Consider the following 24159-nt stretch of genomic DNA (forward strand, 5'->3'; position numbering starts at 1 on the left):
GGCGTGGCGGCTGGGGGCTTGGCTGCTGCGGGGGTGGCGGGTGCGGGTGCGGGTGCGGCGGCTGGTGCTGCGGGTGCTGGCGTCGCCGCGGTGGACGTGGCGGCCGCGGAGGCGCAGGCCGCGGAACCGGCCGGCACCGCGCGGGCGCTCGACGGGCTTCCCGAGCCGGACGTGGAGCCGGAGCGCTTCTGGCTGCCGCCGGTCCCGGTCACCGAGCCCGAGCCGGCCCTGACCACCGACCGTGACCTGCTCCTGCGCCAGCTCCCGACCCCGCCACCCGCCCTCGGCGGCGCCGACCTGCAACGCGTCCTGCGCGACTGGTACCGCTGACCCACACGCCGGTCAGCACCGCGTCCGGGGAGGCGGCGGAGACGAGCCGCGCGAAGCGGGCCCCCGGGAGAGCCGGTTGCCACCCACGCGCAGCCCCGCGCCACCCGCCGGGCAACTCATCGCGTAGACGTTGGTCAATCTACCCTCATGTCGATCGCGATTCGTGAGGGTAGATCGACCAACGTCTAAGCGGTCACCGGCACGGCGGTCACCGGCACGGCGGTCACCGGCACGGCGGCCGCCGCCCCCGACGCCGCGCTCCGCGCAGGCCAAGCCTCCGGTCCGTCGTCATGATCGAGGGAACGAAATGGCTGCCCCCGACGACCAGATGTTTCCCTCGATCATGGCACCGGCGCCAGGTGGGAACGCGCAGCGCCGCAGCAGGGCGTGGCCCCTAAGCCGGTAGCGGCTTCATCCCCAGGCCCTTCAGGGAAGCCTGCAGCTTCGTCTTCGACGAGACGTTGAGGAAGCAGTGCGCGATCCAGTCGCCGAGCTTCCACTGGCTCGCCGTCAGGCCGGTCCAGAACGTGTAGACGTCGCCCCGCTCGTACAGCTGCAACTGCGTGATTCCCAGGAACGTGGCGATCTTGCCGTAGCAGCCGTCGCTGGCCAGCTCGTTGAGGCGCTTCGCGTCCGGGTAGCTGCTCGCCGTCGCGGTCCACGTGCCGACGAACTCGGTGTCGTGCGGCTCGGTGCAGGCGACCGGTGTGACGGCCTCGACCGTGCGGTAGAAGCCCTCCGGCGACACATCGTCGCCGTCCAGCCGTACGCAGGTGAGGGCCAGCGGCTTCGGATCCTTCAGGCCGTCCTTCAGGCTGCCGGTGCGCGCCTTGGGTGCGAACAGGTCGTCCTCCGCCTCGGCCAGCCCGCACACCCACTGCCGGGCCCCGCCCCGCCAGGCCGCCTCCCGCGGCGTGGAGAACCAGGGGAACAGCCGCCCGGTGTGCCAGTCGGCGCCCACGAAGGCGGTCGCGGCGTTGCTGCACTCGGCGAAGGCGGCCCGGCTCGGGTCGCTGTTCCAGACCGGCGGGGCGGCGGCCTCGCCGACCGGGCCGGTGAACGCGCCGACCAGGATGACCTCGGCGGTGTGTTCCTGCGCGCAGTCGACGATCGTGACCGGGGCCAGCGACGGCTCGAACGCGATGATCCCGCCGCCGGTCACGCAGGTGCCGACGGCGGGCGGTGCGTACGACGCCTTGGGCTGGGCAGACCACCCGTTCACCAGGTCGCCGTCGGTGCCGGTCGGCGTGCCGCACCCGGCCAGCACGAGCACCGTCACCGTCAGCAGCGGGAGGGCGCGCACGGCGCTCAGCCGTTTCCGGTTGCCGTCGAGCCCGTGCTGCACGCCGCACCGGGCTCCATGCTGGCCGTCTGCCGATACTTGCGGATGAAGTCGTCGATGCGGTCGTCGTCGGCCGAGGACACCCGCAGCTGGTAGCCCCACGCCTGCAGCGACACCGCCGACGGCTGGCCCGGGAACGGGCTCATGAGCAGGTAGTCGTTGCCGCGCACCCGGGAGGCGAGCTTCTCGATCTCGGACGCGCCCAGCCCCGGCTTGTAGGTGACCCAGACCGCCCCGTGCTCCAGGCTGTGCACGGCGTTGCCGCTGTCGATCGGCTCGGCATACACGTCGCCCTTGCACTGCTGCCACACCTGGCGGTGCGGGCCGCCGGCCGGTGGGGTCATCGGATAGTCGATCTTCTCGTCCGGGGGCCGGTGCTCCTGGGACAGCCACTCCGGGTGCTCCGTGCGGTAGTCGACGACGCCGGGGATGTCGTCGGACCCCGATCCCGGCAGGATCGAGCCGTTGTCGCGCAGGAGCCAGAACGCCCCGGCGATCCCGGCCACGCACATGAGCGCCAGCACCCCGACCACGGACACGACCGCGATCACCACCCGCCGGTCACCCCCGCCACCGGGCGCGGCCGGCGGCGCCTGGTACTGCGGCGGCGGATACTGGCCCGTCATGCGCCAGACCCTACCGGAATGTCAAACATGCGACGCAATTGCCCGGGACCTAGCCGCACGACCGTCGATGTTAGGGTCGGGCCATGCCGGCCGAGTGTGCGATCGACGACTGCGGCGTGCTGGCGATCGGGCGCTGCCGCGAGTGCGGCCGCGCCTTCTGCATGTCGCACCAGGCGCACAACGAGGTCACCGGCGAGGGGCACGCGGCGCTGTGCCTGCCCTGCCTGGGCCGCCGCCGGCGCCCCCGCCCCACGGACGACACGCAGGCCGACCGCGACCGGCGGTGGCTGTCGTCCGGGCAGGCCGCCCTGGACCTCTACGCGGCCGGCGTCGCGCCGCTGCCGATCGTCGAGCACCGCTCCCGCTTCGTGCCGTCCCGGCTCGGCCGCCGCCGGGAGGAGATCCACGAGGTCGAGGTCGGCGCGCTGTGGGTGGTCGGGAAGTTCGCCTGGACCGAGATGCAGGAGATCCCGGAGACCCGCGGCTGGACCACCGGCCTGCTCGCCCATCCCGCGGGCGGCTACCCGGTGCAGATGATCGCCCGCGCGGTGGCCCGCTGCCGCGTCTCGGAGGGCGTGGCCACGCTGGTGCGCGACGCCGCCTACGGCGACAGCTGGACCCAGCTGGAGCGCGCGGAGATCCCGAAGATCGTCGCGGCCGTCAAGGAGCTGATCTCCGGCAACCGCGGCTAAGGCCGCAGCCCGGCCCCAGTCGTGCAACAGGCCTTAGCCCAGGGCGCGCAGCGCCTCCAGGTAGCGCGGCGGCGCCAGCGTCGGCGCGTCACCCCGGAACGCCGCGTCGACCTCCGCGTCGCCGGGCAGGCCGCCACCCGATGCCGTCACCTCGGCCACCAGCTCGCGCACGATCGGCGCGTCCCGCCAGTCCGGGTGCTCGGCGAGCAGGCGCAGCGCGACCAGCGACTCCTCGATCTCCCCGACGCACTCGAAGGGCTTGTGCGCGGTGAGGCCCATCAGCTCGCGATACCCCTCGAGCTGGGAGAGGTCCGTGAAGATGTCGGTGCCGAAGATCCCGACCAGGCGCTCGCGGCCGGTGAACGGGGCGAGGGCCAGGAACACGAACCGGCACTTCGGGCAGTGGCCGCACCACCGGTCGCTGGCGTCGCGCTGCTTGAACGCCTGGTTGCAGCTGGTCACCACCGCGTCGTAGGTGGTGAACTTCGCGAACAGCGCGGCGATGTGCAGCTCGGACAGGCCGCGCAGGAGCGAGAAGTACGCGTCCTGGAGCCCGGCGTGGGCGAGCAGCGCGTCGCGCAGGTGGGCCTCGGCCGGCAGGCCCTTGGACCACTGGTGGTTGATGTCGCGGCCGAGCCAGCTCAGGTTGGGCACCGAGGCGGAGCTCTCGTTCGACATCACGACCGGGCCCAGGCCGTGCATGAGCGAGGTGGCGACCGCGATCAGCGAGTTGATCGCGGTGACCGGGATGTGGCCGTTGTACGCCCCCGCGGCGTTGAGCTCGCGCATCCGCGGGTCGAGGGTCCGCTTGACGGCGCGCACCGGCTGCGGGGAGACGGCCATCACGGAGCGGATGATCGCGTTGGGGTTGACCGCGAAGAGCACGGGGTCGAGCCCGCCGTGCTGCAGCGCCTCCATGCTGACGATCGAGTCCTTGCCGCCGCCGACCGCGGTGAGCGGCGGCCCGGCCGGCGTGCTGCGCTCAGGAACACCGGCGTGCGGCAGCACCGGCTCGATCGCGAGGTCGAGCACGTAGGGGAGGTCGTTGCGGTATGCGAACTCGCCGAGCCCCTCGTGGAACAGCGCGTGCACCCAGGGCAGCGCGCCCTCGGCGAGCGGCGTGCCCAGCTCCACGCGCTTCGGCGCGGCGATCTTGTAGTACGACGTCGAGGCGGCCACGTAGAGCAGGTCGAGCACCCGGTCGAGCGCGGGGTGGAGCACGCTCGGCGGCCCGAAGTCGACCGTTTCCGTGAGCACCAGGTCACCGAGCGCATAGTGGAAGCGCGCGACACCGGTCGTGGGGTCGAACTCCCGGCCGGGGAAGCGCAGCGCGTCGGCATCAATCACGGCGCCCATGGTATCCGTCACCGGAACGCGGCCAGCACCTTCGTCATCGGCTCGACACACGCCGGGTCGGGCAGCCGGACCATCACCTCGCTCACCCCGGCCTCGGCGAGCTGCCGGAACCGCCCGATCTGGTCGGCCACCGTGCCGGCGTTCACCGCGGTCATGTAGGCGGAGCGGCTGCGCCGGCCGCGGAGCCGCTCGACCAGCTCGTCGAGGTGGCGGTCATCGACGGCGACGAGCGCCGTGGTCAGGTGGGTCAGCGCGGTCGACGGGTTGTAGCCGCGCAGCACCGCGGCCTTGCGCCGGACCGTGGCCAGGTCGCCCATGACGTTGGCCGCATCGCCGTGCGAGGCGGCCAGGCGCAGCGTGCGCCGCTCGCCGTTGCCGCCGACGATGATCGGCACGTGCTCCTGCACCGGCCGCGGGTAGCACAGCGCCTCCGGCACGGTGATCGCCCTGCCCTCGAAGCGGGGGCTGCCCTTGCCCCACAGCAGCGGTAGCACCCGGAGGGCGTCCTCCAGCAGCGCGTACCGCTCGGCGACGCTCGGGAACGGCCAGCCGTAGGCGACGTGCTCCTCCTTGAACCAGGCCAGGCCGAGCCCGCAGACGGCCCGCCCGCCGCTGAGCACGTCGAGCGTCGCCACGATCTTGCCGAGGTGGGCGACGTTGCGGTACGTCACGCCGGTGACCAGCGTGCCCAGCCGGACCCGGGACGTGCAGGCGGCCAGGTACGCGAGCGTCGTCCAGCTCTCCAGGAAGTCGTCCCAGGCGCGGCCGATCTGCGGGATCTGCCGGAAGTGGTCCATGACGTAGATCGCGTCGAACCCGGCCTCCTCGGCCGCCGCGGCGGTCGCGCGGACGTTGACGCCGGTGAACTCGCCGAGGTGCAGCCCGAAGCGCAGCCGGGTGGGGTCGTCGGCCTGCCGCCGCGCCGCGGCGGGGGAGTCCACGAACGCCGCGGGCACGACGCGGACGGCGGTCTCCCGATGTACCGCCGCGAATCCCTCCGCATCGAGCACCGCCCTGGCGGAGGCCCACGAGCGCAGCTGGGCCGTCAGCGCGGCCGCCGGGATCCGCTTCGTCGCGCGGGCCCGGTTGCGGGCGCGGCACTCCTGCGCCGGCGTGTCGAAGGCGACCGCCACGCACGGCACCCCGTGCGCCGCGGCCAGCTCACGCCAGCGCGCCCGCCGGTCGGCGTCCAGCCCCAGCGTGTCGATCACGGTCGTGAGCCGGCGCCGGACCCGCTGCTCGACGACCGTGTCGAGCAGCGCGAACGCGTCGGCGCTGGCGCTGATGTCGTCCTCGCCGGCGCCGACCAGCGCGCGCAGCCGGTCGCTGCTCACGATCCGGTCGGCGGCGAAGTGGGCGGCGGCCCAGGTCGACTTCCCGGACGCGCCGGGGCCGACCAGCACCACCACGCACGGCTCCGGAAGGGTCAGCACGAGCCGAGTCTGCCAGAGGAGAGCTCCACGACATCAATGCGTTACAAGACGCGCCGATCCGCGTAATCAAACTGTCGACAATCGACAGCATGACAGCCACGGCCACCGCCGCCAGCATCGCCGGCCTCCGCGCGGCCTACCTGCGTGGTGAGCTGACCCCGGACGACGTCGCCGGCCGGGTCGCGGCGGCCCCCGCACCGCCGGCCGTGTGGATCAGCCGCGTGCCGGAGGAGGCGCTGCGGGCCCGCGCCGCCGAGCTGGGCCGGCGGGATCCGCGGGAGCTGCCGCTGTACGGCATCCCCTTCGCGGTCAAGGACAACATCGACGTCGCCGGCCTGCCCACGACGGCCGCCTGCCCGGCGTTCGCCCACACCCCGGCCCGCTCGGCGCCGGTGGTCGACCGGCTGCTCGCGGCCGGCGCGCTGCTCGTCGGCAAGACCAACCTCGACCAGTTCGCGACCGGCCTGACGGGCTCCCGCTCGCCGTACGGCGCCGTCGAGAGCGTCTACGGCGGCGGCCTCATCGCCGGCGGGTCGAGCTCCGGCTCGGCGGTCGCGGTCGCGGCCGGCCTGGTCGCCTTCGCGCTCGGCACCGACACCGCCGGCTCCGGCCGGGTGCCCGCCGCGCTGAACGGCATCGTCGGCCTCAAGCCCACCCGCGGCCTGCTCAGCACCGCCGGCGTGGTGCCGGCCTGCCGCTCGCTCGACTGCGTCTCGATCTTCGCCGTGGACGCGTCCGACGCCGCCGCGGTCCTCGCCGTGGCGCGGGGCCCAGCGAGCGGGGATCCGTGGTCCCGTGCCGGATGTTCCCCGGTGGTACCGCCGGAAGCCGTGCGCCTCGGCGTCGCCCGCCCGGAGGCCCTGGACTTCGAGGGCGACCGCGGGCAGGCCGAGCGCTACGTCGAGGGCTGCCTGACCCTGGCGCGGCGCACCGCGAGCGCCGACCCGGTCGACGCCGGGCCGCTGCTGGAGGCGGGCGGGCTGCTGTACGACGGCCCGTGGGTCGCCGAGCGCCTGGCCGACCTGGAGGACTTCCTGCGCGACCACGGGGCCGACGTGCTGCCGCTGACCCGCGGGATCATCGAGGGCGGCCGGCGCTACAGCGCGGCCGAGGCGTTCCGGGCCCGGCACCGGCTGCAGGAGCTGCGGGCGGCGACCGCGCGGCTGTTCGAGCGCATCGACGTGCTGGCGCTGCCGACGATCCCCACGACGTACACGCTCGACGAGATCGCCGCCGAGCCGCTGCGGCGCAACGCGGTCCTAGGGCGGTTCACGCAGTTCGCCAACCTGCTCGACCTGGCCGTGGTGACCATCCCGAACGGGCACACCCCGGCCGGCCGCCCGGCCAGCCTGTCGCTGGTCGGCCCGGCGTTCACGGAGGCCACCCTGCTGGCCCTGGCCGGGGCGCCGGTGCCGGCCGACCCGGCGCTCACGGAGCTCGCCGTCGTCGGCCACCACCTGCGCGGCGAGGCCCGCAACGGCGAGCTGGTCGCGCTCGGCGGCCGGTTCGTGCGGGCCACCCGGACCGCGCCGCACTACCGGCTCTACTCCCTGGACGGTCTGCCCGGCCTGGTGCGCGTCGCCGAGGGCGGGTCGGCGATCGAGGTCGAGGTGTGGAGCGTGCCGGCCGCGGCGGTCGGCGCGCTGCTCGGCAGCGTCCCGCCGCCGCTCTCGCTCGGGCACGTGTCGCTCGCCGGCGGCGGGCGGGTTCCCGGGTTCCTGTGCGAGGCCTACGCGACGGCGGACGGCCAGGACATCAGCGCCAGCGGCGGCTGGCGGGCATTTCGTGCTTTGGAGGCGCGATGACTGCAACGATCGGCCCGGTCGTCGGCGCGAGGCCGTACGCCTGGCCCTACGACGGCTCCGTCCCGGTGGACCGGACGGCGCTGCTCTGCATCGACTGGCAGACCGACTTCTGCGGGCCGGGCGGCTACGTCGACAGCATGGGCTACGACATCGAACTCACCCGGGCGGGCCTGCCGGCCACCGCCAAGCTGCTCGACCACGTCCGTGGCCTCGGCATGCTGGTGGTCCACACCCGCGAGGGCCACGACCCCGGCCTGTCCGACCTGCCGCCGAACAAGCGCTGGCGCTCGGCGCAGATCGGTGCCGAGATCGGCTCGGCCGGCCCGTGCGGGCGGATCCTGGTCAAGGGCGAGCCGGGCTGGGAGATCGTCCCCGAGGTCGCGCCCGCCGACGGCGAGCCGGTCGTCGACAAGCCTGGCAAGGGCGCCTTCTACGCCACCAACCTCGACCTGGTGCTGCGCGCCCGCGGCATCACCCACCTGATCCTCACCGGTATCACCACCGATGTCTGCGTGCACACCACGATGCGCGAGGCGAACGACCGCGGGTACGAGTGCCTGATCCTCTCGGACTGCACCGGCGCCACCGACCCGTCCAACCACGCCGCCGCCCTGCACATGGTCACCATGCAGGGCGGGGTCTTCGGCTGCGTCGCCACGTCCACCGACGTGATCGCCGCGACGGCTTCCTAGGAGCGTCCACTGTGGCCACTCTCGACGCGCTTCCCGGCCCCTACACCTTCGACCCCGCGACCACGGCGCTGCTCGTCATCGACATGCAGCGCGACTTCCTCGAACCCGGCGGCTTCGGCGAGACGCTCGGCAACGACGTCGGGCAGCTGCGCCGGACGATCGCGCCGACCGCGGCCCTGCTCGCGGCCTGCCGCGCGGCCGGCCTGCCGGTCATCCACACCCGCGAGGGGCACCTGCCCGACCTGTCCGACTGCCCGCCCGCGAAGCTCAACCGCGGCGACCCCAGCATGCGCATCGGCGCGCCCGGGCCGATGGGGCGGATCCTGATCCGCGGCGAGCGCGGGCACGACATCATCGACGAGCTGGCGCCCCTGCCCGGCGAGCCGGTGGTCGACAAGCCCGGCAAGGGCGCGTTCTACGCCACCGGCCTGGGCGAGCTGCTCTCCTCGCTCGGTGTCGTGAGCCTCGTCGTCACCGGCGTCACGACCGAGGTCTGCGTCCACACCACCGTCCGGGAGGCCAACGACCGCGGCTACGAGTGCCTCGTGCTGTCGGACTGCGTCGGGTCGTACTTCCCGGAGTTCCAGGAGACCGGCCTCAGGATGATCGCCGCGCAGGGCGGCATCTTCGGCTGGGTCGCGTCGTCCACCACATTCATCGCAGCTCTCCAGGCTTCGCTCCAGAGGACGTGACGACATGGCTACTTCGACCAACGCCCTGAAGGTCCCGTGGTGGGTCCGGGGCGACACCAACGCGTTCTTCGGCTTCGGCGTCAACGTCCTCGTCAACGTGCTGACGCTGACGTCCCTGTGCCTCTTCGTGGTCAAGCTGAGCGAGCGGGACGTGTTCCACGCGATCCTGCCGGCGCTGGGCATCGCCCTCGTCGCGGGCAACGTCTACTACACCTACCTGGCCCGCCGCCTGGCCCGCCGGGAGAACCGCACCGACGTGACGGCGCTGCCGTACGGGCCGAGCGTTCCGCACATGTTCATCGTGATCTTCGTGATCATGCTCCCGGTGTACCTCAGGACGAACGACGCCACGCTCGCCTGGAAGGCCGGCCTGGCGTGGGCCTTCATCATCGGCGTCATCGTGCTGATCGGCGCCTTCGTCGGCCCCTGGATCCGGCGGTACGCGCCGCGCGCCGCCCTGCTGGGCACGCTCGCCGGCATCTCGATCACGTTCATCTCGATGCTGCCCGCGGCCCGCATGTGGAACCTGGCCTGGGTCGCCCTGCCCGTGTTCGCCCTGCTGCTCATCGGCCTGCTCACCGACACCAAGCTGCCCGGCAACTTCCCGATCGGCCTGGCCGCGCTGCTGCTCGGCACCGCGATCGGCTGGATCGGCGGCGCGATGGACGGCAACGCGGTGAGCGCCGCGGCCGGCGAGATCGGGTTCGCCCTGCCCGGCCTCCACCTCGACCTGCTGTTCTCCGGCCTGTCCGACGTGGCGCCGCTGCTCGCGACCGCGATCCCGCTCGGCGTCTACAACTTCACCGAGGGCATGTCCAACGTGGAGAGCGCGGCGGCGGCCGGCGACAACTACAACCTGCGCTCGGTCCTGCTGGCCGACGGCGCCGGGGCGATCATCGGTGCGGCCCTCGGCTCGCCGTTCCCGCCGGCCGTCTACGTCGGCCACCCCGGATGGAAGAAGGCCGGCGGCGGCAGCGGGTACTCCATGGCCACCGGCGTGGTCATCGCGCTGCTCTGCTTCCTGGGCATGTTCGGGCTGCTCGGGGCGGTGTTCCCGCTGCCGGCGATCGTGCCGATCCTGCTGTACATCGGCCTGCTCATCGGCGCCCAGGCGTTCCAGTTCAGCCCGAAGGCCCACGCGGCCGCGGTCATCGCCGCCCTGGTGCCCAATATCGCGCAGTGGGCGACGAGCCAGATCGACAACTCACTCGCCGCGGCCGGCACGACGGCGGCGAAGGTGGGCGACGCGGCCCTGGAGGGCAACGGCGTCGTGTACCACGGCCTGCTCGTCCTCGGCCAGGGCGCGATCCTGGCCGGCCTGGTCCTCGGCTCGATCGTGGCGTTCATCATCGACAAACGCTTCGTGCACGCGGCGATCTTCGGGGCGGCCGGCGCGCTGCTGTCCTTCGTGGGCCTCATCCACGGCGAGAAGGTGGACTGGAACGCCAACGGCCCGGTGGCCCTGGGGTACGTCTTCATCGCGGTGGTCTGCGGCCTGTTCGCCCTGACCCGCCCCGAGCCCCGCCCGAAGGACGCGGACGAACTGGAGCTGGACCGCCTGGAGGGCATGGCACCGGCACCCGCACCGGCACCCGCTCCGGCGGCGTGACGCCCGGTGGAGCTCAACCGTCCGGACGTCGTCGCGGAGGTCACGCAGTGCTTCGTCGACTACGAGAAGGCCCTGACGGCCGGTGACGTGCGGGCCCTGACCGAGGCCTTCTGGTCGTCACCGCTGGTGAGCCGCTTCGGCATCGCGGACCGGCAGACGGGGGCGGCGGCGCTGGCCGCCTGGCGGGCGTCGCAGCCCCCGCTGCCCCCGGGCCGGCGCCTGTTCGACACGGTCGTCACCACGTTCGGCACGGACCTGGCCACGGTGACGACGCTGTTCGACTACCCGGGCGGGGAACAGCGACCGGGACGCCAGTCCCAGACGTGGGTCCGCCTGCCCGAGGGCTGGCGCATCGTCCACGCCCACGTCTCCCACGAGTGCTGACGAGGGCGCCCTCCGGCAGGGGCGCCCTCCTCGGCTCGGCACTCAGTGGGCGGCCGCCATGTGGCCGCGGCCCGAACCCTGGTGGGCCAGCTGGTAGGCGGCGACGAGCAGCAGGATGCCGCTCACGATGGCGTACAGCCCGATCGCCCACGCGATGGCCAGCGCGCCCGCCGCCGGGCGGACCATGATGAACAGGCCGGCGACGATCGCCAGGGCGCCGATGAGGGCCAGCGACCAGCCCCCGTGCTGGCGCGTCGCCAGCCACAGGTCGGCCAGGCCGGTCAGCACCGCCCAGACGCCGACCATGATCGCCAGGACGACGGCCGTGACGCCCGGCCACACGAGCGCCATGATGCCGATCACCAGGCCCACCACGCCGGCCACCGCCCGCGCGGCCCGCGGGCCGCCGCCGTCGGCGAAGCCGGTCACCGGGTTCGACGGGCCGGGCGCCGGGCGGATCGCATGCACGATCTGCTCGATGCCGGTGACGATGGCGAAGATGGCGAACAACAGGGCCAGGGCGATCACCGTGACGCCGGGCCAGATCACCGCGAGGATGCCGAACACGATGGCGAGCACCCCGCGGATGCCCAGCAGCCACGCTTCTCTCTTGAGCATCGAAGTCCTCCTCAAAGGTTCCTGAAGGGGGCAGGAATCGGCTTCACGCTCGCCGCAGACGGTCCTCCAGCTCGTCGATGCGGTCGAGCAGGTCGAGCACCACGCCGACGGCGGCGTAGTTCAGTGGGAGCTCGTCGTGCAGGCGCCGGATGCGGGCGACCGTGGCCAGCTCCCGGGCCGGGAACCAGCGGCGGCCCCGGACGTCGACGACGGGCTCGATGAGGCCGAGCGTGACCAGCCGGTCGACGAGCTCGGGGTGCAGGCCGGCCGCGGTCGCGAAGCTGTCGAGGGTGAGGTACGTGGGGCGTACCAGCGCGTACGTCGTCATGGCGCGTCCCTCGTCCCGCGCGGGTCGAACGTCGACGCCGCGGCCAGCTCCTCGAACAGCCGCCGTTCGTGTCTCGTGAGCCTCGCCGGTGCCACGATGCGTACCTCGGCGAACAGGTCGCCGGGCACGCCCCGCGGGTGCGGCAGGCCCTTCCCGCGCAGCCGCAGCCGCCGGCCCGACGACGAGCCGGGCGGCACGTCGACCGGGACGTCGCCGGCGGGCGTGCCGACCGGGACGGCCGCCCCGAGCGCGGCCTCCCACGGGCTCACCGGCAGGTCCACCATCACGTCGCGCCCCTCCACCTTGAACCGCGGGTGCGGCGCGAGCCGCGCCACGAGGTACAGGTCCCCGGGCGGGCCGCCCCGTGACCCGGTGGCACCCTGTCCGGCCAGCCGGATGCGCTGCCCGTCGACGACGCCGGGCGGGATGTCCACGCCGTACTGGCGCGGCCGTCCCGCCGGCCCGGGCAGCGTGATCCGCCGCCGCCCGCCGAGGTACGCCTGCTCGACGCTGATCGTCAGCTCGGCCTCGGTGTCGACGCCGGGGCTCCCGCCGAAGCCGTTGAGCCCGCCGCCGAACAGGCTGCCGACCAGGTTGTCGACGTCGAGGTCCACCGTGGACGGTGGCGCCGGCCGGGTCTCCCGGTCGTACCGGCGCCGGTGCGCCGGGTCGGACAGCACGTGGTACGCCTCGGTGATCTCCTTGAACCGGTCCTCCGCCCCCGGCTCGCGGTTCACGTCCGGGTGGTGGCGGCGGGCGAGGGTGCGGTAGGCGCGCTGGATCTCGGCCGGGCCGGCGGATCGCGGCACGCCGAGCACCGCGTAGTGGTCGCGGATGTCAACCGGCATGGACGGACCTCCTGAGGCTGACGCCCGGGGCGCTGGTGCGCCCCGGGCGGATGTCAACCGGTGCTGAAGTCGGCGTCAATGACGTCCTCAGCGGCAGAGGTGGGTTCGGCGGGAGCGGAGCTCAGCGCGTACATCTGCTGGCGCAGGTCCTCGGTGAGCTGCCGCACCCGTTCCAGCGGCGCCTGCTCCTTCAGCGCCTGCCGGGCCTCCTCCACGAGCATCTGGGCGCGCGCCCGCTGGTGCTCCTGGACCCGGTCGCCGAGCTCGCCCAGGCGCCGTTCGACCTGGTAGGCGGCGCTGTCGAGCTCGTTGCGGGCGTCGATCGCGCGGCGCGCCTCGGCGTCCTGGTTGCGGTACTGCTCGGCCTCCCGGACCAGCCGGTCGACCTCGCTCGACTCGAGCGTGCCGCTCTCGGTGATGGTGATCTTCTGCTCGGCGTTGGTGTCCTTGTCCTTCGCCGAGACGTTGAGGATGCCGTTCGCGTCGATGTCGTACGTGACCTCGATCTGCGGCGTCCCCCGCGGCGCCGGCCGGATGTTCTCCAGCCGCATGCGGCCGAGCACCCGGTTGTCCGCGGCCTTCTCCCGCTCGCCCTGCAGCACCACCACGTCCACGGCGGGCTGGTTGTCCTCGGCCGTCGAGAACACCTCGCTGCGGCGGGTCGGGATCGTCGTGTTCCGCTCGATGACCTTCGTCATGAGGCCGCCGAGCGTCTCCACGCCGAGCGACAGCGGCGTGACGTCGAGCAGGACCACGTCCTGCACGTCGCCCTTGAGCACCCCCGCCTGGATCGCCGCGCCGAGCGCGACCACCTCGTCGGGGTTGACGGTCATGTTCGGTTCCTTGCCCCCGGTCAGCCGCCGGACGAGGGCCTGCACCGCCGGCATGCGGGTCGCCCCGCCGACCAGGATGACCTCGTCGAGGTCGGCGTCCTTGACCCCGGCGTCGGACATCGCCTGCCGGACCGGGCCGTTGGTCCGCTCCAGCAGGTCGTGCGTCAGCTCCTCGAACTGGGCCCGCGTCACCGTCGCCGTGAGGTGCTTCGGCCCGTTCGCGTCGGCCGTGATGAACGGCAGGTTGACCTGGGTCTGACTGACCGACGACAGCTCGATCTTGGCCCGCTCGGCGGCCTCGGTGAGCCGCTGCAGGGCCTGCGGGTCGCTGCGCAGGTCGATGCCCTGCTCGCGCTTGAACTCGTCGGCCAGGAAGTCGACGAGCCGGTGGTCGAAGTTGTCGCCGCCGAGGTGGGTGTCGCCGGCGGTGGCGCGGACCTCCACCACACCGTCGCCGACGTCGAGGATGCTCACGTCGAACGTGCCGCCGCCGAGGTCGAACACGAGGACCGTCTCGTGGCCCTTCTTGTCCAGCCCGTAGGCCAGCGCCGCCGCGGTCGGCTCGTTGATGATCCGCAGGACCTCCAGCCCGGCGATCCGGCCGGCGTCCTTGGTCGCCTGCCGCTGGGCGTCGTTGAAGTACGCCGGGACCGTGATCACCGCCTCGGTCACCTTCTCGCCGAGGTACTTCGACGCGTCGTCGGCGAGCTTGCGCAGGATCTGCGCCGAGACCTCCTCGGGCGACAGGTGCTTCCCGCGTACCTCGAACCGCACCATCCCGTCGGGGCCCTCGACGACGTTGTAGGTGACCGTGCGGTTCTCCTCCTCGACCTCGCCGAACCGCCGGCCGATGAACCGCTTCGCGGAGTAGATGGTGCCCTTCGGGTTGAGCACCGCCTGGCGGCGGCCGAGCTGGCCGACGAGCCGCTCGCCGGTCTCCGTGTACGCGACCACCGACGGGGTGGTCCGCGATCCCTCCGCGTTGGGGACCACCGTCGGGTGGCCCCCTTCGAACGCGGCGATCACCGAGTTCGTCGTGCCGAGGTCGATGCCGACAGCCCTTGGCATGTCCCGTCCTCTCGTCCGTGCGGGTTCAGATCTGTGATCAGGTCATCGAGCTGCGGCCGACCTGGCCCGTGCTGCCGGTGCCCGTGGTGCCGGTGGCCCGCTGGCTGGCCGGGCCGGGGCGCGACTGCCCCTCCTTCATCTGCTTGGCCTGCGCGGCCGGGGTCTGGGTGGCCGGCGGGTCCTGCCGGGGTTCGCGGGGGATCGGTTCGCGGGGGATCGCCTTGCGGGACTGCACCTCGATCCGCCGGGCCCGGTTGCCGCGCGTCTTCGGCGCCCGGATCGCCAGCACGCCGCTGTCGAGGTCGGCCTCGACGCCGTCCGCGTCGATCTCGCCGGGGAGGGCCACGAGGTACTCGAACTCGCCCGACTTGCGGGACTGGTGCCGCAGCAGGCCGGTGCGCTGCCGCTCGCGGAACCGTCCGGCGATCCGGATCTCGTTGTCCCGCAGCTCGATGCTCAGGTCGTCGGCGCTCGCGCCCGGCAGGTCGAGATCGATGAGGAACGCGTCATCGGTCTCCTCGACGTCCGCGGGCACGCTGACGCCGGCCACCGGGAACATGGACGCGAGGGGCTGCCGGTGGGGGCGGCTGACCAGGAGTGTCATCGGGGCATCTCCCAACGATGAGACGGCCGGTGTACCCCGCCATGCTGGAAGCCCCCGGGGTGACACGGTCCCACCCGTTCCGGATGAGCGGATCCGGGGTCCCGACGCCCGTCCCTTCTGAGTGATGGCCGTTCACCTGTGCGGGCGGCAGCGTTCGGTGCATGTACGAAGACGTGTTCATCGCGGAGGTACGTGAGAAGGCCGGGCTCGCCGACGACCGGGAGGCCCGCCAGGCGGTGCGCGGAGTACTGCACGCGCTGGCCAACCGGCTGCCCGACGGGTGGGTCCACCACCTGGCCGCGGAGCTGCCACCGACGCTCGCCGAGCCGCTCTGGTCCTTCCAGCACCTGTACGACCAGGAGGTCCACCTGGACTTCCTGGCCGACGTGGCCGCGCGCGCCGAGGTGTCGCCGGACGATGCCGCCCGGGTGGCGCGCGCCGTGTTCGCCACGGTGGCGAGCGCGTGCGACCCGGCCCTCCTGCGGCGGATCTACCAGCCGCTCACCAGCGACATCCTGGCCCTGACCGAGCCGGCCGGGGCGCTGCTGCCGGTCTGACCTTGATTCATTGGATGTACGAGCGCGCGCCGTGCTCGTCCAGGGCGGCCAGCACCGCCGGCGGGTCGCGGCGCGCCACGGCCTCGAAGAGACGCTCGTGCCGGTGCACGCCGTCGTGCGCCGGCGCCACCTCCGCCTCGCGCCGCAGGTTGAGCGCCATGTACAGCTGGATCTTCACCAGCACCGACTCGTAGACGGCGACGAGCTGCCGGTTGCCGGCCAGCGCGACCACCGCGACGTGCAACTCCCGATGGGCCGTCGCCATGTCGAACCGGTCGCCCCGGGCATCGGACTCCTGCATCGCCTTCATCGCCGCCGCCACCCCGGACAGGTCGGCGTCGGGCGGCGTGGTCGTCACCGCGTGCCGCTCCAGCACGTCGCGCACCGCGTAGAGCTCCTGGATGTCCACGTCCGAGAGCGTCGCCACCCGCACACCGCGCCGCGGGACGTGCTCGACGAGCCCCTGCTGCGCCAGCAGCCGCATCGCCTCCCGCAGCGGGGCCCGGCTGATCCCGAACCTGCGCGTGAGCTGCTCCTCGACCAGCCGCTCGCCCGGGTCGGCGCCGCCGCCGAGGATCTCCCGGCTCAGCCGGGACACCGCCAGCTCGACCAGGCTCGCGCTGGGCAGCTGCTCGGACTCGGACCTCATCGGACCAGTGTGGCAGACGTGGTACCTGGGGCCGGTCGTCGGCGATCGACCGGTGGACGGGTCTGTCCGACCGGGGGCAGAAAGTGTCGCATGGGGGCGGTAGCCTGCTGGACATGACGCAGCCACCGTATGGACCCGACCCATACGCAGCCAACCCGTATGGCCAGCCGAGTCCCTACGGGCAGCCGTCGCCCTACGGGCAGCAACCGCCGCAGCAGCCGTATGGGCAGCCGGCCCTGCCCGCGGCACAGCCGCCGATGTCGGCGCCGCCCGCCTCGGGCCCGCCCGGGTCCGGCCCGCCGTATTCGCCGACGTATCAGCTCCCGGTCTCCGGCGTCCCGACCTCGGGTGGGTATGACCCCTATGGCCAGGCCGCCTACGGGCAGCCGGCCTACGGGGTGCCCGTCGCCGTCGGCGTGCCGGCCTACGACCCGGTGACCGGCCAGCCCTACTCGGACAAGAGCAAGATGGTCGCCGGCCTGCTCCAGCTGCTGCCCGGCGCCCTGTTCGTCCTCGGCGGCATCGGCCGGCTCTACGCCGGCAACATCGCCCTCGGCGTGACCCAGCTGGTCCTGAGCGTGGTCATCGGCTGGAGCGCCTTCGTCTGCGGCTTCTTCCTCTGGGCCGTCCTGCTCGGCTTCATCCCGTGGATGGTGACCGGCGGCCTGTGGCTGTGGTTCGTGATCGACGGCATCATGATGCTCGCCGGTCGCCCGGTCGACGGCCAGGGCCGCCCGCTGCGCCCCAACTGATCCCACCCGCCTCGCGAGCGTGGCCGGGCGCCACGGGCTGGGGCGCCGGCGCGGGCACCAGGATGTCCACCGGCCCGAAGAACCGATGCCCGACCACGCACCGAAGGTGCACGTATTCGATCGGCCCGTCGGTGCCGGCGGCCCGCCCCTGCGAGCGCGAGGTCGCGGGCGACCCGCACTCGGGGCAGTCCACCAGCTTCGTCGTCATACCCTGCTGCACGCCCGGCCCCGCGGGACGGCTCACCAGCGTCACGAACCCGACCGGGCCCCGCACGTCCGCGCCCTGACACCCCCGGTTGCCTGACCGCTCGGGTGTCGGCGGGTCAGCGACGGAGGTTGACGCCGCGGATCGAGGCGTCCAGGACCTCGGCCGTGTGGGCCAGGCGGAGCTCGGCGCCGGCCCGGGCCAGGCCCGCGGCGATCTGCATCAGGCAGCCCGGGTTCGCCGTCACCAGGACCTCGGCGCCCGTCGACAGGACGTTCGTCGCCTTGCGGGTCGCCAGCTCCGCCGCCGGGCCGGGGTTCAGGATGTTCCAGATGCCCGCCGAGCCGCAGCAGAGCTCCGCCTCCGGGATCTCGTGCAGGACCAGGTCCGGGATCTCGGCGAGCAGCCGGCGCGGCTGGGCGCGCACGCCCTGGGCGTGGCCCAGGTGGCACGCGTCGTGGTAGGCGATCCGCAGCCGAAGCGGGTGGCGCGGGGCGGCCGGGCCCAGCTCGACCAGCACCTCCGACAGGTCCCGGACCCGCAGCGACAGCGCCGATGCGCGGGGGTCGTCGGGCAGCAGCTCGCCGAGCTCCTTCAGGGAGGAGCCGCAGCCGGCCGCGTTCACCACCAGGTAGTCGATGCCGGTCGCGGTGAACGTGTCGACCAGGGCGCGGGCGAAGCGCTGGGCCTCCTCCCGGCGTCCACTGTGGACGCTCAGCGCGCCGCAGCAGCCCTGGTCCGGCGGTACCACCACGTCACAGCCCTCCGCCGCGAGCACGCGGGCGGTCGCGGCGTTCACCCCGGGGAAGAACGCGTGCTGGACGCAGCCCGTCAGCAGGCCCACGACCGCGCGGCGGCGGCCGACGGCGGGGATCAGCGACGGGAGCGGCACGCTGCGGCGCACCGGCGGAGCCAGGTCGGTCAGGGTCGACAGGGCGGGCGGCATCAGGCCGCGGAAGGGTCGGCCCAGCGCCTGGTACACGCGCAGCGGCGCCTTCGCCAGCGCGAGCCGGGAGCGGTACGGGAAGAGGGCGAAGATCGCCTCGCGCAGCCAGCGGTCGGCCCCGCGACGGGGGACCGCCTCCTCGACCCGGACGCGGGTCTGCTCGATGAGCGTGTCGTACTGCACGCCGGACGGGCAGGCCGTCACGCACGCCATGCAGCCCAGGCAGGCGTCGAAGTGGCCGGCCATCGTCGGGGTGAGCGGCTCGCCCTGGGACTCCTGGAGCATGAGCTGGATGCGGCCGCGCGGGGAGTCCATCTCCTCGCCCCACAGCACGTACGTCGGGCAGGTCGGCAGGCAGAAACCGCAGTGGACGCAGTCGCTGATCAGCTCGTCACGGGAGCGGTCGGTCATCAGATGCCCCCCACGAAGCGGCCGGGTGCGAGCGTGCCGTCCGGGTCGAACTGCTCCTTGACCCGGCGCATGAGGTCGAGGCCGTCGACGTGGCCCCACACGTCGACGCGGGAGCGGACGGCCGGGGGCGCGGTCAGCACCACGCAGTGGCCGGCGCCGGCGCGGGTGGCCGCGCGCAGGTCGCTCACCACGCCGGCGACGATGCCCGGGTCGGTGCCGCCGGGCAGGCCGGCGTAGAGGACGCCGGTGCCGGCCGAGCCGCGCACGTGCAGCGGCACGTCGTGCAGCTGGGCGGTGACGCCGGCCGCGGTCAGCAGGTACGACACCCGGGACAGCGCCGACGTGAGCTTGATGCCGACGTCGCCGGGCGCCCAGGGGTACCGCCCCCAGCCCGGCGGCGGCGCCTCGTCGGCCGTCGCCTCGTCGCCGAGCAGCTTCGCGAGGTCGGCCGCGCGCTGGGCGACCCCGGCCGGCACGCCCTCCACCAGCGCGGTCACCGTCATCGGGGCGGTGTCGACCTCCAGCGCGCTCGGCACCACCTGCGCGCCGAGGACGGCCGACAGGGCCCGCCCGGCCTCGTCCGGCCCCTCGACGGGCACCGACACGAAGCGGCGGGCGGCGGGGAGCGGATGCAGCCGGAAGGCGCACTCGGTGATCACGCCGAGCGTGCCGTACGAGCCGGCGACCAGCTTGCCGAGGTCGTAGCCGGCGACGTTCTTGACGACCTTGCCGCCGGCCTTGGCGACCACCCCGTCGGCGCGGACCACGGTGACCCCGATGAGCAGGTCGCGGACGGTGCCGTACAGCATCCGCCGCGGCCCCGACGCGTTCACCGCCACCGTGCCGCCGACGGTCGCGCCGGGCAGCGGCTCGTCGAGCGCCAGCTGCTGGCCGGCCGGGCGCAGCGCCTCCTGGACCTGGCGCAGGGGCGTGCCGGCCCGGACCACCGCGACCAGGTCGCCGGCGGCGTGCTCGACGAGGCCGGTCAGCCCGCAGGTCTCCAGGATCAGGTCGAGCCGCTGCGGGGGCAGCGCCCAGTCCTGGCGCGTGCCGCCGCCGCGCACGACGAGGGCGAGCCCGTCGGCCGCGGCACCCCGCACCACGTCTGAGACCTCGGCCACCGACGACGGCGTCGCCACCGCGGCGGCCGCCACCCCGGCGATCTCCCCGCCGGCCCCCGCTACTGCTGTCATGCTCAGAACACCTCCGCGACGCCGGCCTCCTGGAGCGGGTGCGGTCCCTTGCGCCGTCCGGGGACCTCGCCGCACAGCCGCGGGGTGGGGAACACCTTGCCCGGGTTCGCCAGCCCCCGCGGGTCGAACGCGCACCGCACCAGCTGCATCGTGTCGAGGTCGTCCTCGGAGTACATCCGCGGCAGGTGCTTGGCCTTGTCCACACCGACGCCGTGCTCGCCGGTGATCGAGCCGCCGTGCTCGACGCAGATGTCGAGGATCGCCCCGGACACCGTCTCGGCCCGCTCGGCCTGGCCGGCGACCGCCTCGTCGAACAGCACGAGCGGGTGCAGGTTGCCGTCGCCGGCGTGGAACACGTTGGCCACCCGGACCCCGTGCTCGGCGGCGAGCTCGCCGATGCGGGTCAGCACCTGCGGCAGCGCGGTGCGCGGGATGACCCCGTCCTGCACGATGTAGTCCGGGCTGATCCGGCCGACGGCCGCGAACGCCGACTTGCGGCCCTTCCAGAACAGCGCCCGCTCGGCGTCGTCGGCGGCGATGCGGATCTCGAAGGCGCCGCTCGCGCGGCAGAACTCCTCGACCGCCTCGAACTGCGCCGCCACCTCGGCGGCGGGCCCGTCGAGCTCGACGATGAGCACGGCGCCGGCCCCCTCCGGATAGCCGCAGTGGACGGCCGCCTCCGCCGCCTCGATCGCCAGGGCGTCCATCATCTCGACCGCGGCGGGCACCACGCCGGCGGCGATGATGGCCGACGTGGCCGCGCCGGCCTCGTCGGTGCCGCGGAACGCCGCGAGCAGGGTGCGCACGGTCTCCGGCAGGCGCACCAGCCGTACCGTCACCTCCGTCGCGATGCCGAGGGTGCCCTCGGAGCCGACGAACGCGCCCAGGAGGTCGTAGCCCGGTGCGTCCGGGGCCCGTCCGCCGAGCCGCACCAGCTCGCCGTCGGGCGTGACGATCTGCGCGCCCGTGACGTGGTTGGTGGTGAAGCCGTACTTCAGGCAGTGCGCCCCGCCCGAGTTCTCCGCGACGTTCCCGCCTATCGAGCAGATCTGCTGGCTGGAGGGGTCGGGCGCGTAGTAGTAGCCGTGCGGCCCGGCGGCCCGGCTCACCTCCAGGTTGATCACGCCCGGCTCGACCACGGCCCGCTCGTCGTGCGGCGCGACCTCGATGATCGAGCGCAGCTGCGAGGTCACGATCAGCGCGCCCTCGGCGTGCGGCAGCGCGCCGCCGGACAGGCCGGTGCCGGAGCCGCGGGCGACGAACGGCACGCCCGCCGCGGCGCAGGCCCGGACCGTGAACGCGCACTCCTCCGCGGTGCGGGGGAGCACCACGATCCCGGGGATCACCCGGTAGTGGGCCAGCCCGTCGCATTCGTAGGTCCGCAGCTGCTGGCGGTCGGTGAGCACCTGGTCCGGCCGGAGCCGGGCGCGCAGGGCGACCGCCAGCGCATCGAGGCTCATGGCATCCGTTCGTACGCCGGCAAGGTCAGGAAGTCAACGAACTCGTCCGCCACGGCCACCTCCATGAACAGCGCGCGGGCGGCGGCCAGGTCGCCGCCCAGCTTCGCGAGCTCCTCGCCGGCGACCCGCTCGACCAGCTCACGGGTCACCGTCTCGCCGGTGTCGGCGAGTTTCACGTCGTTGTGCAGCCACTGCCACACCTGCGAGCGGGAGATCTCCGCCGTCGCCGCGTCCTCCATCAGGTTGTTGATCGCCACGGCGCCGGTGCCCTTGAGCCAGGCGTCGAGGTACTGCACGCCGACGCTCACCGCGCTGCGCAGCCCGGCCTCGGTCTGCTGCCCCGGGGTGTCGCCGACGGCGAGCAGGTCGGCGGCGGTCACCCGCACGTCGTCGCGCCGCCGGTCGAGCTGGTTCTCCCGGTCGCCGAGGACGCCGTCGAAGATCTCCCGGCAGACCGGCACCAGGTCGGGGTGGGCCACCCAGGAGCCGTCGAAGCCGTCGCCGGCCTCGCGGGTCTTGTCGGCCGACACCTTCTCCAGCGCGACCCGGTTGACCTCCGGGTCGCGGCGGCTCGGGATGAACGCGGCCATGCCGCCGATCGCGTGGGCGCCGCGCTTGTGGCAGGTGCTCACCAGCAGCTCGGTGTAGGCGCGCATGAACGGCACGGTCATCGTCACCGAGTTGCGGTCGGGCAGCAGGAAGTCCTTGCCCCTCGTGCGGAACTTCTTGATGACGCTGAACATGTAGTCCCAGCGGCCGGCGTTGAGCCCGGCCGAGTGCTCGCGCAGCTCGTAGAGGATCTCCTCCATCTCGAACGCGGCCGGGAACGTCTCGATGAGCACCGTGGCCCGGATGGTGCCGAGCGGCCGGCCGAAGCGCTCCTCGGCGTGGGTGAACACCTCGTTCCACAGGCGGGCCTCGAGGTGGGACTCCATCTTGGGCAGGTAGAAGTACGGCCGGGTGGCCAGGTGGTTGTGGAAGAAGTACAGCGCGAAGTCGACCAGCGAGCCCGACGTCCGCTGCCCGTCGACCAGGATGTGCTTCTCGGGCAGGTGCCAGCCGCGCGGGCGCACCACGATCGTCGGCCGGGGGCCGTCGGTCAGCTCGTACCGCTTGCCCTCCGGCGAGGTGAACGCCAGCCTCCCGGCGACGGCGTCGCGCAGGTTGAGCTGGCCCTCGACGACGTTCTCCCAGAGCGGGGTGTTGGCGTCCTCGTGGTCGGCCAGCCAGACCTTCGCGCCCGAGTTGAGCGCGTTGATCGTCATCTTCGCGTCGGTCGGCCCGGTGATCTCGACCCGCCGGTCGACCAGCCCGGGCGCCGGCTCGGCCACCTGCCAGTCGGCCTCCCGGATCTCGCGCGTCTCGGGCAGGAAGCCCAGCGTGCCCCCGGCGGACAGGGCTTCCTGGCGCTCCTTGCGGGCCTCCAGCAGCTCCAGCCGGCGGCCGTTGAACTCCCGGTGCAGATCTGCCAGGAAACTCTGAGCCTCTTCGGTGAGGATCTCGGCGAAGCGTTCGGTGAGCGGTCCGGTAATCTCGACGCCCGTAGCGTTGCCCATACCCTGACCTTAGGCCAATCTCCGGGCCCCCGGGGCGTGCCACATGGCGTGTGGTATGGGAAGCTCTGCCGAACCGTCATCGGGTCCATACTCAGGTCCATCGAAACGTCGGGCCGTCCAGCAGGGGAGTCGTCGAACTGTGAGCGATCGGGGCAGGAGCCGCCGCACTGCGAGGTCGACCAAGGTCACCCCGGCGAAGGCCGCGGCGCCGGAGCAGGCGACGCCGGAGGAGTCCCCCGTCGAGGAGACGGAAACCGCGGACCTCGGCGGGACGGCGAAGGAAGTTTCGTCCACGGAGCCGGCCGAGACGCCGGACGAGACCGCTGACGAGACGTCGGACGCATCGGGCGATCCGGACAAGACCGACAAGGGTGACAAAGCGGCCGATCCGGACGCGGTGGCCGACAACGGCGACGACGCCGACGACGAGCCTGCCGACGAGCCGGCCGCCGAGGCGTCCAAGGACAAGAAGGCCGAGGTCAAGAAGGGCAAGGGCGCGCCACCGCCGCTGACCAAGGCCGACAAGCGCGCCGCCGCCCGCAAGGCCGCCCAGAAGGTCGCCCGGCGCCGCCGGGTCTTCCAGGGCATCGCCGGCACCGTCATCGTCGTGCTGGCCGTCGGCGGCGCGTTCGCCGGCGTCTGGTACTTCGGCGACCGGGCCGAGGAGCGCAAGACCAAGTGCAAGCCGGCGGCCCAGGTCAGCTACCCGCCGCTGCTCGGCGGCTTCGACAAGCGGCTCGCCACCGAGCCGACGGTCGAGAAGGGCACCGGCGACGTCAAGAACACCGAGAAGACGGTCCTCATCGAGGGCCCGTGCAAGGCCGTCAAGGCGGGCCAGACGGTGACCGTCAACTACGTCGGCGTGACGTACGTCGACGGCAAGATGTTCGACTCGTCCTGGTCGAAGAAGAAGACCTTCGACACCGCTGTCGGCATGAAGCAGTCCGGCAAGCAGCAGGAGGTCCTCACCGGCTGGGACGAGGGCCTGGTCGGCGTGAAGGTCGGCAGCCGGGTCCAGCTCGACATCCCGGCCAAGGACGCCTACGGCGCCAACCCGCCCGAGGGCGCCCCCGCCGGCACGCTCCGCTTCGTGATCGACGTGCTCGACGCCAAGGACGCCGACCAGACCGGCCTCGGCGGCCTGGGCGGCTGACCCGCGGGTAGCGTCTG

Annotated in this window: 23 protein-coding genes and 1 pseudogene; 10 read left to right on the forward strand and 14 right to left on the reverse strand. The window is 73.3% G+C overall.

Translation table 11 applies throughout. The features are described 5' to 3' along the window. A pseudogene (locus IEZ31_RS02585) lies at positions 1–330 on the forward strand (SWIM zinc finger family protein); the annotation flags it as partial. Positions 331–724: 394 nt separating this feature from the next. On the opposite strand, the gene IEZ31_RS02590 reads toward IEZ31_RS02585, so the two are convergent. Together IEZ31_RS02590 and IEZ31_RS02595 are read right to left on the reverse strand one after the other, a co-directional pair. Then, positions 725–1675, reverse strand: coding sequence for a septum formation family protein (locus tag IEZ31_RS02590; RefSeq protein WP_190248071.1), 951 nt, complete (start codon positions 1673–1675; stop codon positions 725–727). After that, on the reverse strand, positions 1639–2298 hold the full coding sequence (locus IEZ31_RS02595; protein WP_190248072.1) for a thioredoxin-like domain-containing protein: 660 nt from the start codon (positions 2296–2298) through the stop codon (positions 1639–1641). The genes IEZ31_RS02590 and IEZ31_RS02595 overlap by 37 nt, the downstream gene beginning before the upstream one ends. 83 nt (positions 2299–2381) lie before the next feature. On the opposite strand from IEZ31_RS02595, the gene IEZ31_RS02600 reads away from it, so the two are divergent. Then, entirely contained in the window at positions 2382–2990 is a 609-nt protein-coding gene (locus IEZ31_RS02600) for a hypothetical protein (protein WP_190248073.1), read from the forward strand. Between the two features lie 33 nt (positions 2991–3023). On the opposite strand, the gene IEZ31_RS02605 is transcribed toward IEZ31_RS02600, so the two are convergent. Both IEZ31_RS02605 and IEZ31_RS02610 read right to left on the reverse strand, forming a co-directional pair. Then, on the reverse strand, positions 3024–4334 hold the full coding sequence (locus tag IEZ31_RS02605; protein ID WP_229834156.1) for a MurL-like N-terminal domain-containing: 1311 nt from the start codon (positions 4332–4334) through the stop codon (positions 3024–3026). 20 nt (positions 4335–4354) lie between these two features. Beyond that, a complete protein-coding gene (locus IEZ31_RS02610; RefSeq protein ID WP_229834016.1) occupies positions 4355–5779 on the reverse strand; it encodes an LLM class flavin-dependent oxidoreductase in 1425 nt (474 codons plus the stop codon). An 89-nt stretch (positions 5780–5868) separates the two neighbouring features. Here IEZ31_RS02610 and atzF point away from each other — a divergent pair, with 89 nt between their 5' ends. From atzF to IEZ31_RS02635, 5 genes are read left to right on the forward strand one after another with little or no spacing between them, the layout of a single operon-like run. After that, positions 5869–7584: an allophanate hydrolase gene (gene atzF, locus IEZ31_RS02615; RefSeq protein ID WP_190248074.1), complete on the forward strand. Its 1716-nt coding sequence runs from the start codon at positions 5869–5871 to the stop codon at positions 7582–7584. Next, on the forward strand, positions 7581–8276 hold the full coding sequence (gene biuH / locus IEZ31_RS02620; RefSeq protein WP_190248075.1) for a biuret amidohydrolase: 696 nt from the start codon (positions 7581–7583) through the stop codon (positions 8274–8276). Before atzF ends, biuH begins: the two co-directional genes overlap by 4 nt. 11 nt (positions 8277–8287) lie before the next feature. After that, positions 8288–8968 carry a cysteine hydrolase family protein gene (locus IEZ31_RS02625; RefSeq protein ID WP_190248076.1) on the forward strand — a complete coding sequence of 227 codons (681 nt, stop codon included), beginning with the start codon at positions 8288–8290 and terminating at the stop codon, positions 8966–8968. Positions 8969–8972: 4 nt separating this feature from the next. Continuing rightward, positions 8973–10577 (forward strand): SulP family inorganic anion transporter, encoded by a 1605-nt coding sequence (locus IEZ31_RS02630; protein ID WP_190248077.1) that lies wholly within the window; start codon positions 8973–8975, stop codon positions 10575–10577. Between the two features lie 6 nt (positions 10578–10583). Beyond that, on the forward strand, positions 10584–10961 hold the full coding sequence (locus IEZ31_RS02635) for an AtzH-like domain-containing protein (protein WP_190248078.1): 378 nt from the start codon (positions 10584–10586) through the stop codon (positions 10959–10961). 42 nt (positions 10962–11003) lie between these two features. On the opposite strand, the gene IEZ31_RS02640 is transcribed toward IEZ31_RS02635, so the two are convergent. The 5 genes from IEZ31_RS02640 to IEZ31_RS02660 are packed head-to-tail and all read right to left on the reverse strand — an operon-like array spanning position 11004 to position 15260. Beyond that, positions 11004–11579 (reverse strand): HdeD family acid-resistance protein, encoded by a 576-nt coding sequence (locus tag IEZ31_RS02640; RefSeq protein ID WP_190248079.1) that lies wholly within the window; start codon positions 11577–11579, stop codon positions 11004–11006. Between the two features lie 43 nt (positions 11580–11622). Then, positions 11623–11907: a chaperone modulator CbpM gene (locus tag IEZ31_RS02645; RefSeq protein WP_190248080.1), complete on the reverse strand. Its 285-nt coding sequence runs from the start codon at positions 11905–11907 to the stop codon at positions 11623–11625. After that, on the reverse strand, positions 11904–12755 hold the full coding sequence (locus IEZ31_RS02650) for a DnaJ C-terminal domain-containing protein (RefSeq protein WP_190248081.1): 852 nt from the start codon (positions 12753–12755) through the stop codon (positions 11904–11906). Before IEZ31_RS02650 ends, IEZ31_RS02645 begins: the two co-directional genes overlap by 4 nt. Positions 12756–12808: 53 nt before the next feature. Next, complete coding sequence (gene dnaK / locus IEZ31_RS02655) at positions 12809–14656, reverse strand: molecular chaperone DnaK (protein ID WP_190248082.1); 1848 nt, start codon at positions 14654–14656, stop codon at positions 12809–12811. 37 nt (positions 14657–14693) lie between these two features. Beyond that, the gene (locus tag IEZ31_RS02660; protein ID WP_190248083.1) at positions 14694–15260 is read right to left on the reverse strand and encodes an Hsp20/alpha crystallin family protein; all 567 of its coding nucleotides are present in this window, start codon (positions 15258–15260) and stop codon (positions 14694–14696) included. A gap of 161 nt (positions 15261–15421) precedes the next feature. Here IEZ31_RS02660 and IEZ31_RS02665 point away from each other — a divergent pair, with 161 nt between their 5' ends. Beyond that, positions 15422–15817, forward strand: a complete 396-nt coding sequence (locus IEZ31_RS02665; RefSeq protein ID WP_190248084.1) for a DUF2267 domain-containing protein — start codon at positions 15422–15424, stop codon at positions 15815–15817. A 7-nt stretch (positions 15818–15824) separates the two neighbouring features. Here the strand turns inward: IEZ31_RS02665 and IEZ31_RS02670 are convergent, their stop codons facing one another. Continuing rightward, a complete protein-coding gene (locus tag IEZ31_RS02670) occupies positions 15825–16466 on the reverse strand; it encodes a GntR family transcriptional regulator (RefSeq protein WP_190248085.1) in 642 nt (213 codons plus the stop codon). Between the two features lie 113 nt (positions 16467–16579). Between IEZ31_RS02670 and IEZ31_RS02675 the strand changes: the two genes are divergently transcribed. After that, positions 16580–17218, forward strand: a complete 639-nt coding sequence (locus IEZ31_RS02675; RefSeq protein WP_190248086.1) for a TM2 domain-containing protein — start codon at positions 16580–16582, stop codon at positions 17216–17218. Between the two features lie 323 nt (positions 17219–17541). Here the strand turns inward: IEZ31_RS02675 and IEZ31_RS02680 are convergent, their stop codons facing one another. From IEZ31_RS02680 to aceB, 4 genes are read right to left on the reverse strand one after another with little or no spacing between them, the layout of a single operon-like run. Next, positions 17542–18780 (reverse strand): (Fe-S)-binding protein, encoded by a 1239-nt coding sequence (locus IEZ31_RS02680; RefSeq protein WP_190248087.1) that lies wholly within the window; start codon positions 18778–18780, stop codon positions 17542–17544. After that, positions 18780–19973 carry an FAD-binding oxidoreductase gene (locus IEZ31_RS02685; protein WP_190248088.1) on the reverse strand — a complete coding sequence of 398 codons (1194 nt, stop codon included), beginning with the start codon at positions 19971–19973 and terminating at the stop codon, positions 18780–18782. The genes IEZ31_RS02680 and IEZ31_RS02685 overlap by 1 nt, the downstream gene beginning before the upstream one ends. 2 nt (positions 19974–19975) lie before the next feature. Further along, positions 19976–21433: an FAD-linked oxidase C-terminal domain-containing protein gene (locus tag IEZ31_RS02690; RefSeq protein ID WP_190248089.1), complete on the reverse strand. Its 1458-nt coding sequence runs from the start codon at positions 21431–21433 to the stop codon at positions 19976–19978. Next, a complete protein-coding gene (gene aceB / locus IEZ31_RS02695) occupies positions 21430–22989 on the reverse strand; it encodes a malate synthase A (protein WP_190248090.1) in 1560 nt (519 codons plus the stop codon). The genes IEZ31_RS02690 and aceB overlap by 4 nt, the downstream gene beginning before the upstream one ends. A gap of 139 nt (positions 22990–23128) precedes the next feature. Between aceB and IEZ31_RS56020 the strand changes: the two genes are divergently transcribed. Then, a complete protein-coding gene (locus IEZ31_RS56020) occupies positions 23129–24142 on the forward strand; it encodes an FKBP-type peptidyl-prolyl cis-trans isomerase (RefSeq protein WP_229834018.1) in 1014 nt (337 codons plus the stop codon). The last annotated feature ends 17 nt before the right edge of the window (positions 24143–24159 follow it).

Source organism: Dactylosporangium sucinum (genome assembly GCF_014647515.1).
Taxonomy (GTDB): Bacteria; Actinomycetota; Actinomycetes; order Mycobacteriales; family Micromonosporaceae; genus Dactylosporangium; species Dactylosporangium sucinum.

What these genes read in the sequence shown, in the direction of transcription:
- IEZ31_RS02595 (WP_190248072.1), bottom strand. Translation starts at nt 2,298, where the DNA reads ATGACGGGCCAGTATCCGCCGCCGCAGTACCAGGCGCCGCCGGCCGCG.
- IEZ31_RS02600 (WP_190248073.1), top strand. Translation starts at nt 2,382, where the DNA reads ATGCCGGCCGAGTGTGCGATCGACGACTGCGGCGTGCTGGCGATCGGG.
- atzF (WP_190248074.1), top strand. Translation starts at nt 5,869, where the DNA reads ATGACAGCCACGGCCACCGCCGCCAGCATCGCCGGCCTCCGCGCGGCC.
- biuH (WP_190248075.1), top strand. Translation starts at nt 7,581, where the DNA reads ATGACTGCAACGATCGGCCCGGTCGTCGGCGCGAGGCCGTACGCCTGG.
- IEZ31_RS02630 (WP_190248077.1), top strand. Translation starts at nt 8,973, where the DNA reads ATGGCTACTTCGACCAACGCCCTGAAGGTCCCGTGGTGGGTCCGGGGC.
- IEZ31_RS02640 (WP_190248079.1), bottom strand. Translation starts at nt 11,579, where the DNA reads ATGCTCAAGAGAGAAGCGTGGCTGCTGGGCATCCGCGGGGTGCTCGCC.
- IEZ31_RS02645 (WP_190248080.1), bottom strand. Translation starts at nt 11,907, where the DNA reads ATGACGACGTACGCGCTGGTACGCCCCACGTACCTCACCCTCGACAGC.
- IEZ31_RS02650 (WP_190248081.1), bottom strand. Translation starts at nt 12,755, where the DNA reads ATGCCGGTTGACATCCGCGACCACTACGCGGTGCTCGGCGTGCCGCGA.
- dnaK (WP_190248082.1), bottom strand. Translation starts at nt 14,656, where the DNA reads ATGCCAAGGGCTGTCGGCATCGACCTCGGCACGACGAACTCGGTGATC.
- IEZ31_RS02660 (WP_190248083.1), bottom strand. Translation starts at nt 15,260, where the DNA reads ATGACACTCCTGGTCAGCCGCCCCCACCGGCAGCCCCTCGCGTCCATG.
- IEZ31_RS02665 (WP_190248084.1), top strand. Translation starts at nt 15,422, where the DNA reads ATGTACGAAGACGTGTTCATCGCGGAGGTACGTGAGAAGGCCGGGCTC.
- IEZ31_RS02670 (WP_190248085.1), bottom strand. Translation starts at nt 16,466, where the DNA reads ATGAGGTCCGAGTCCGAGCAGCTGCCCAGCGCGAGCCTGGTCGAGCTG.
- IEZ31_RS02675 (WP_190248086.1), top strand. Translation starts at nt 16,580, where the DNA reads ATGACGCAGCCACCGTATGGACCCGACCCATACGCAGCCAACCCGTAT.
- IEZ31_RS02680 (WP_190248087.1), bottom strand. Translation starts at nt 18,780, where the DNA reads ATGACCGACCGCTCCCGTGACGAGCTGATCAGCGACTGCGTCCACTGC.
- IEZ31_RS02685 (WP_190248088.1), bottom strand. Translation starts at nt 19,973, where the DNA reads ATGACAGCAGTAGCGGGGGCCGGCGGGGAGATCGCCGGGGTGGCGGCC.
- IEZ31_RS02690 (WP_190248089.1), bottom strand. Translation starts at nt 21,433, where the DNA reads ATGAGCCTCGATGCGCTGGCGGTCGCCCTGCGCGCCCGGCTCCGGCCG.
- aceB (WP_190248090.1), bottom strand. Translation starts at nt 22,989, where the DNA reads ATGGGCAACGCTACGGGCGTCGAGATTACCGGACCGCTCACCGAACGC.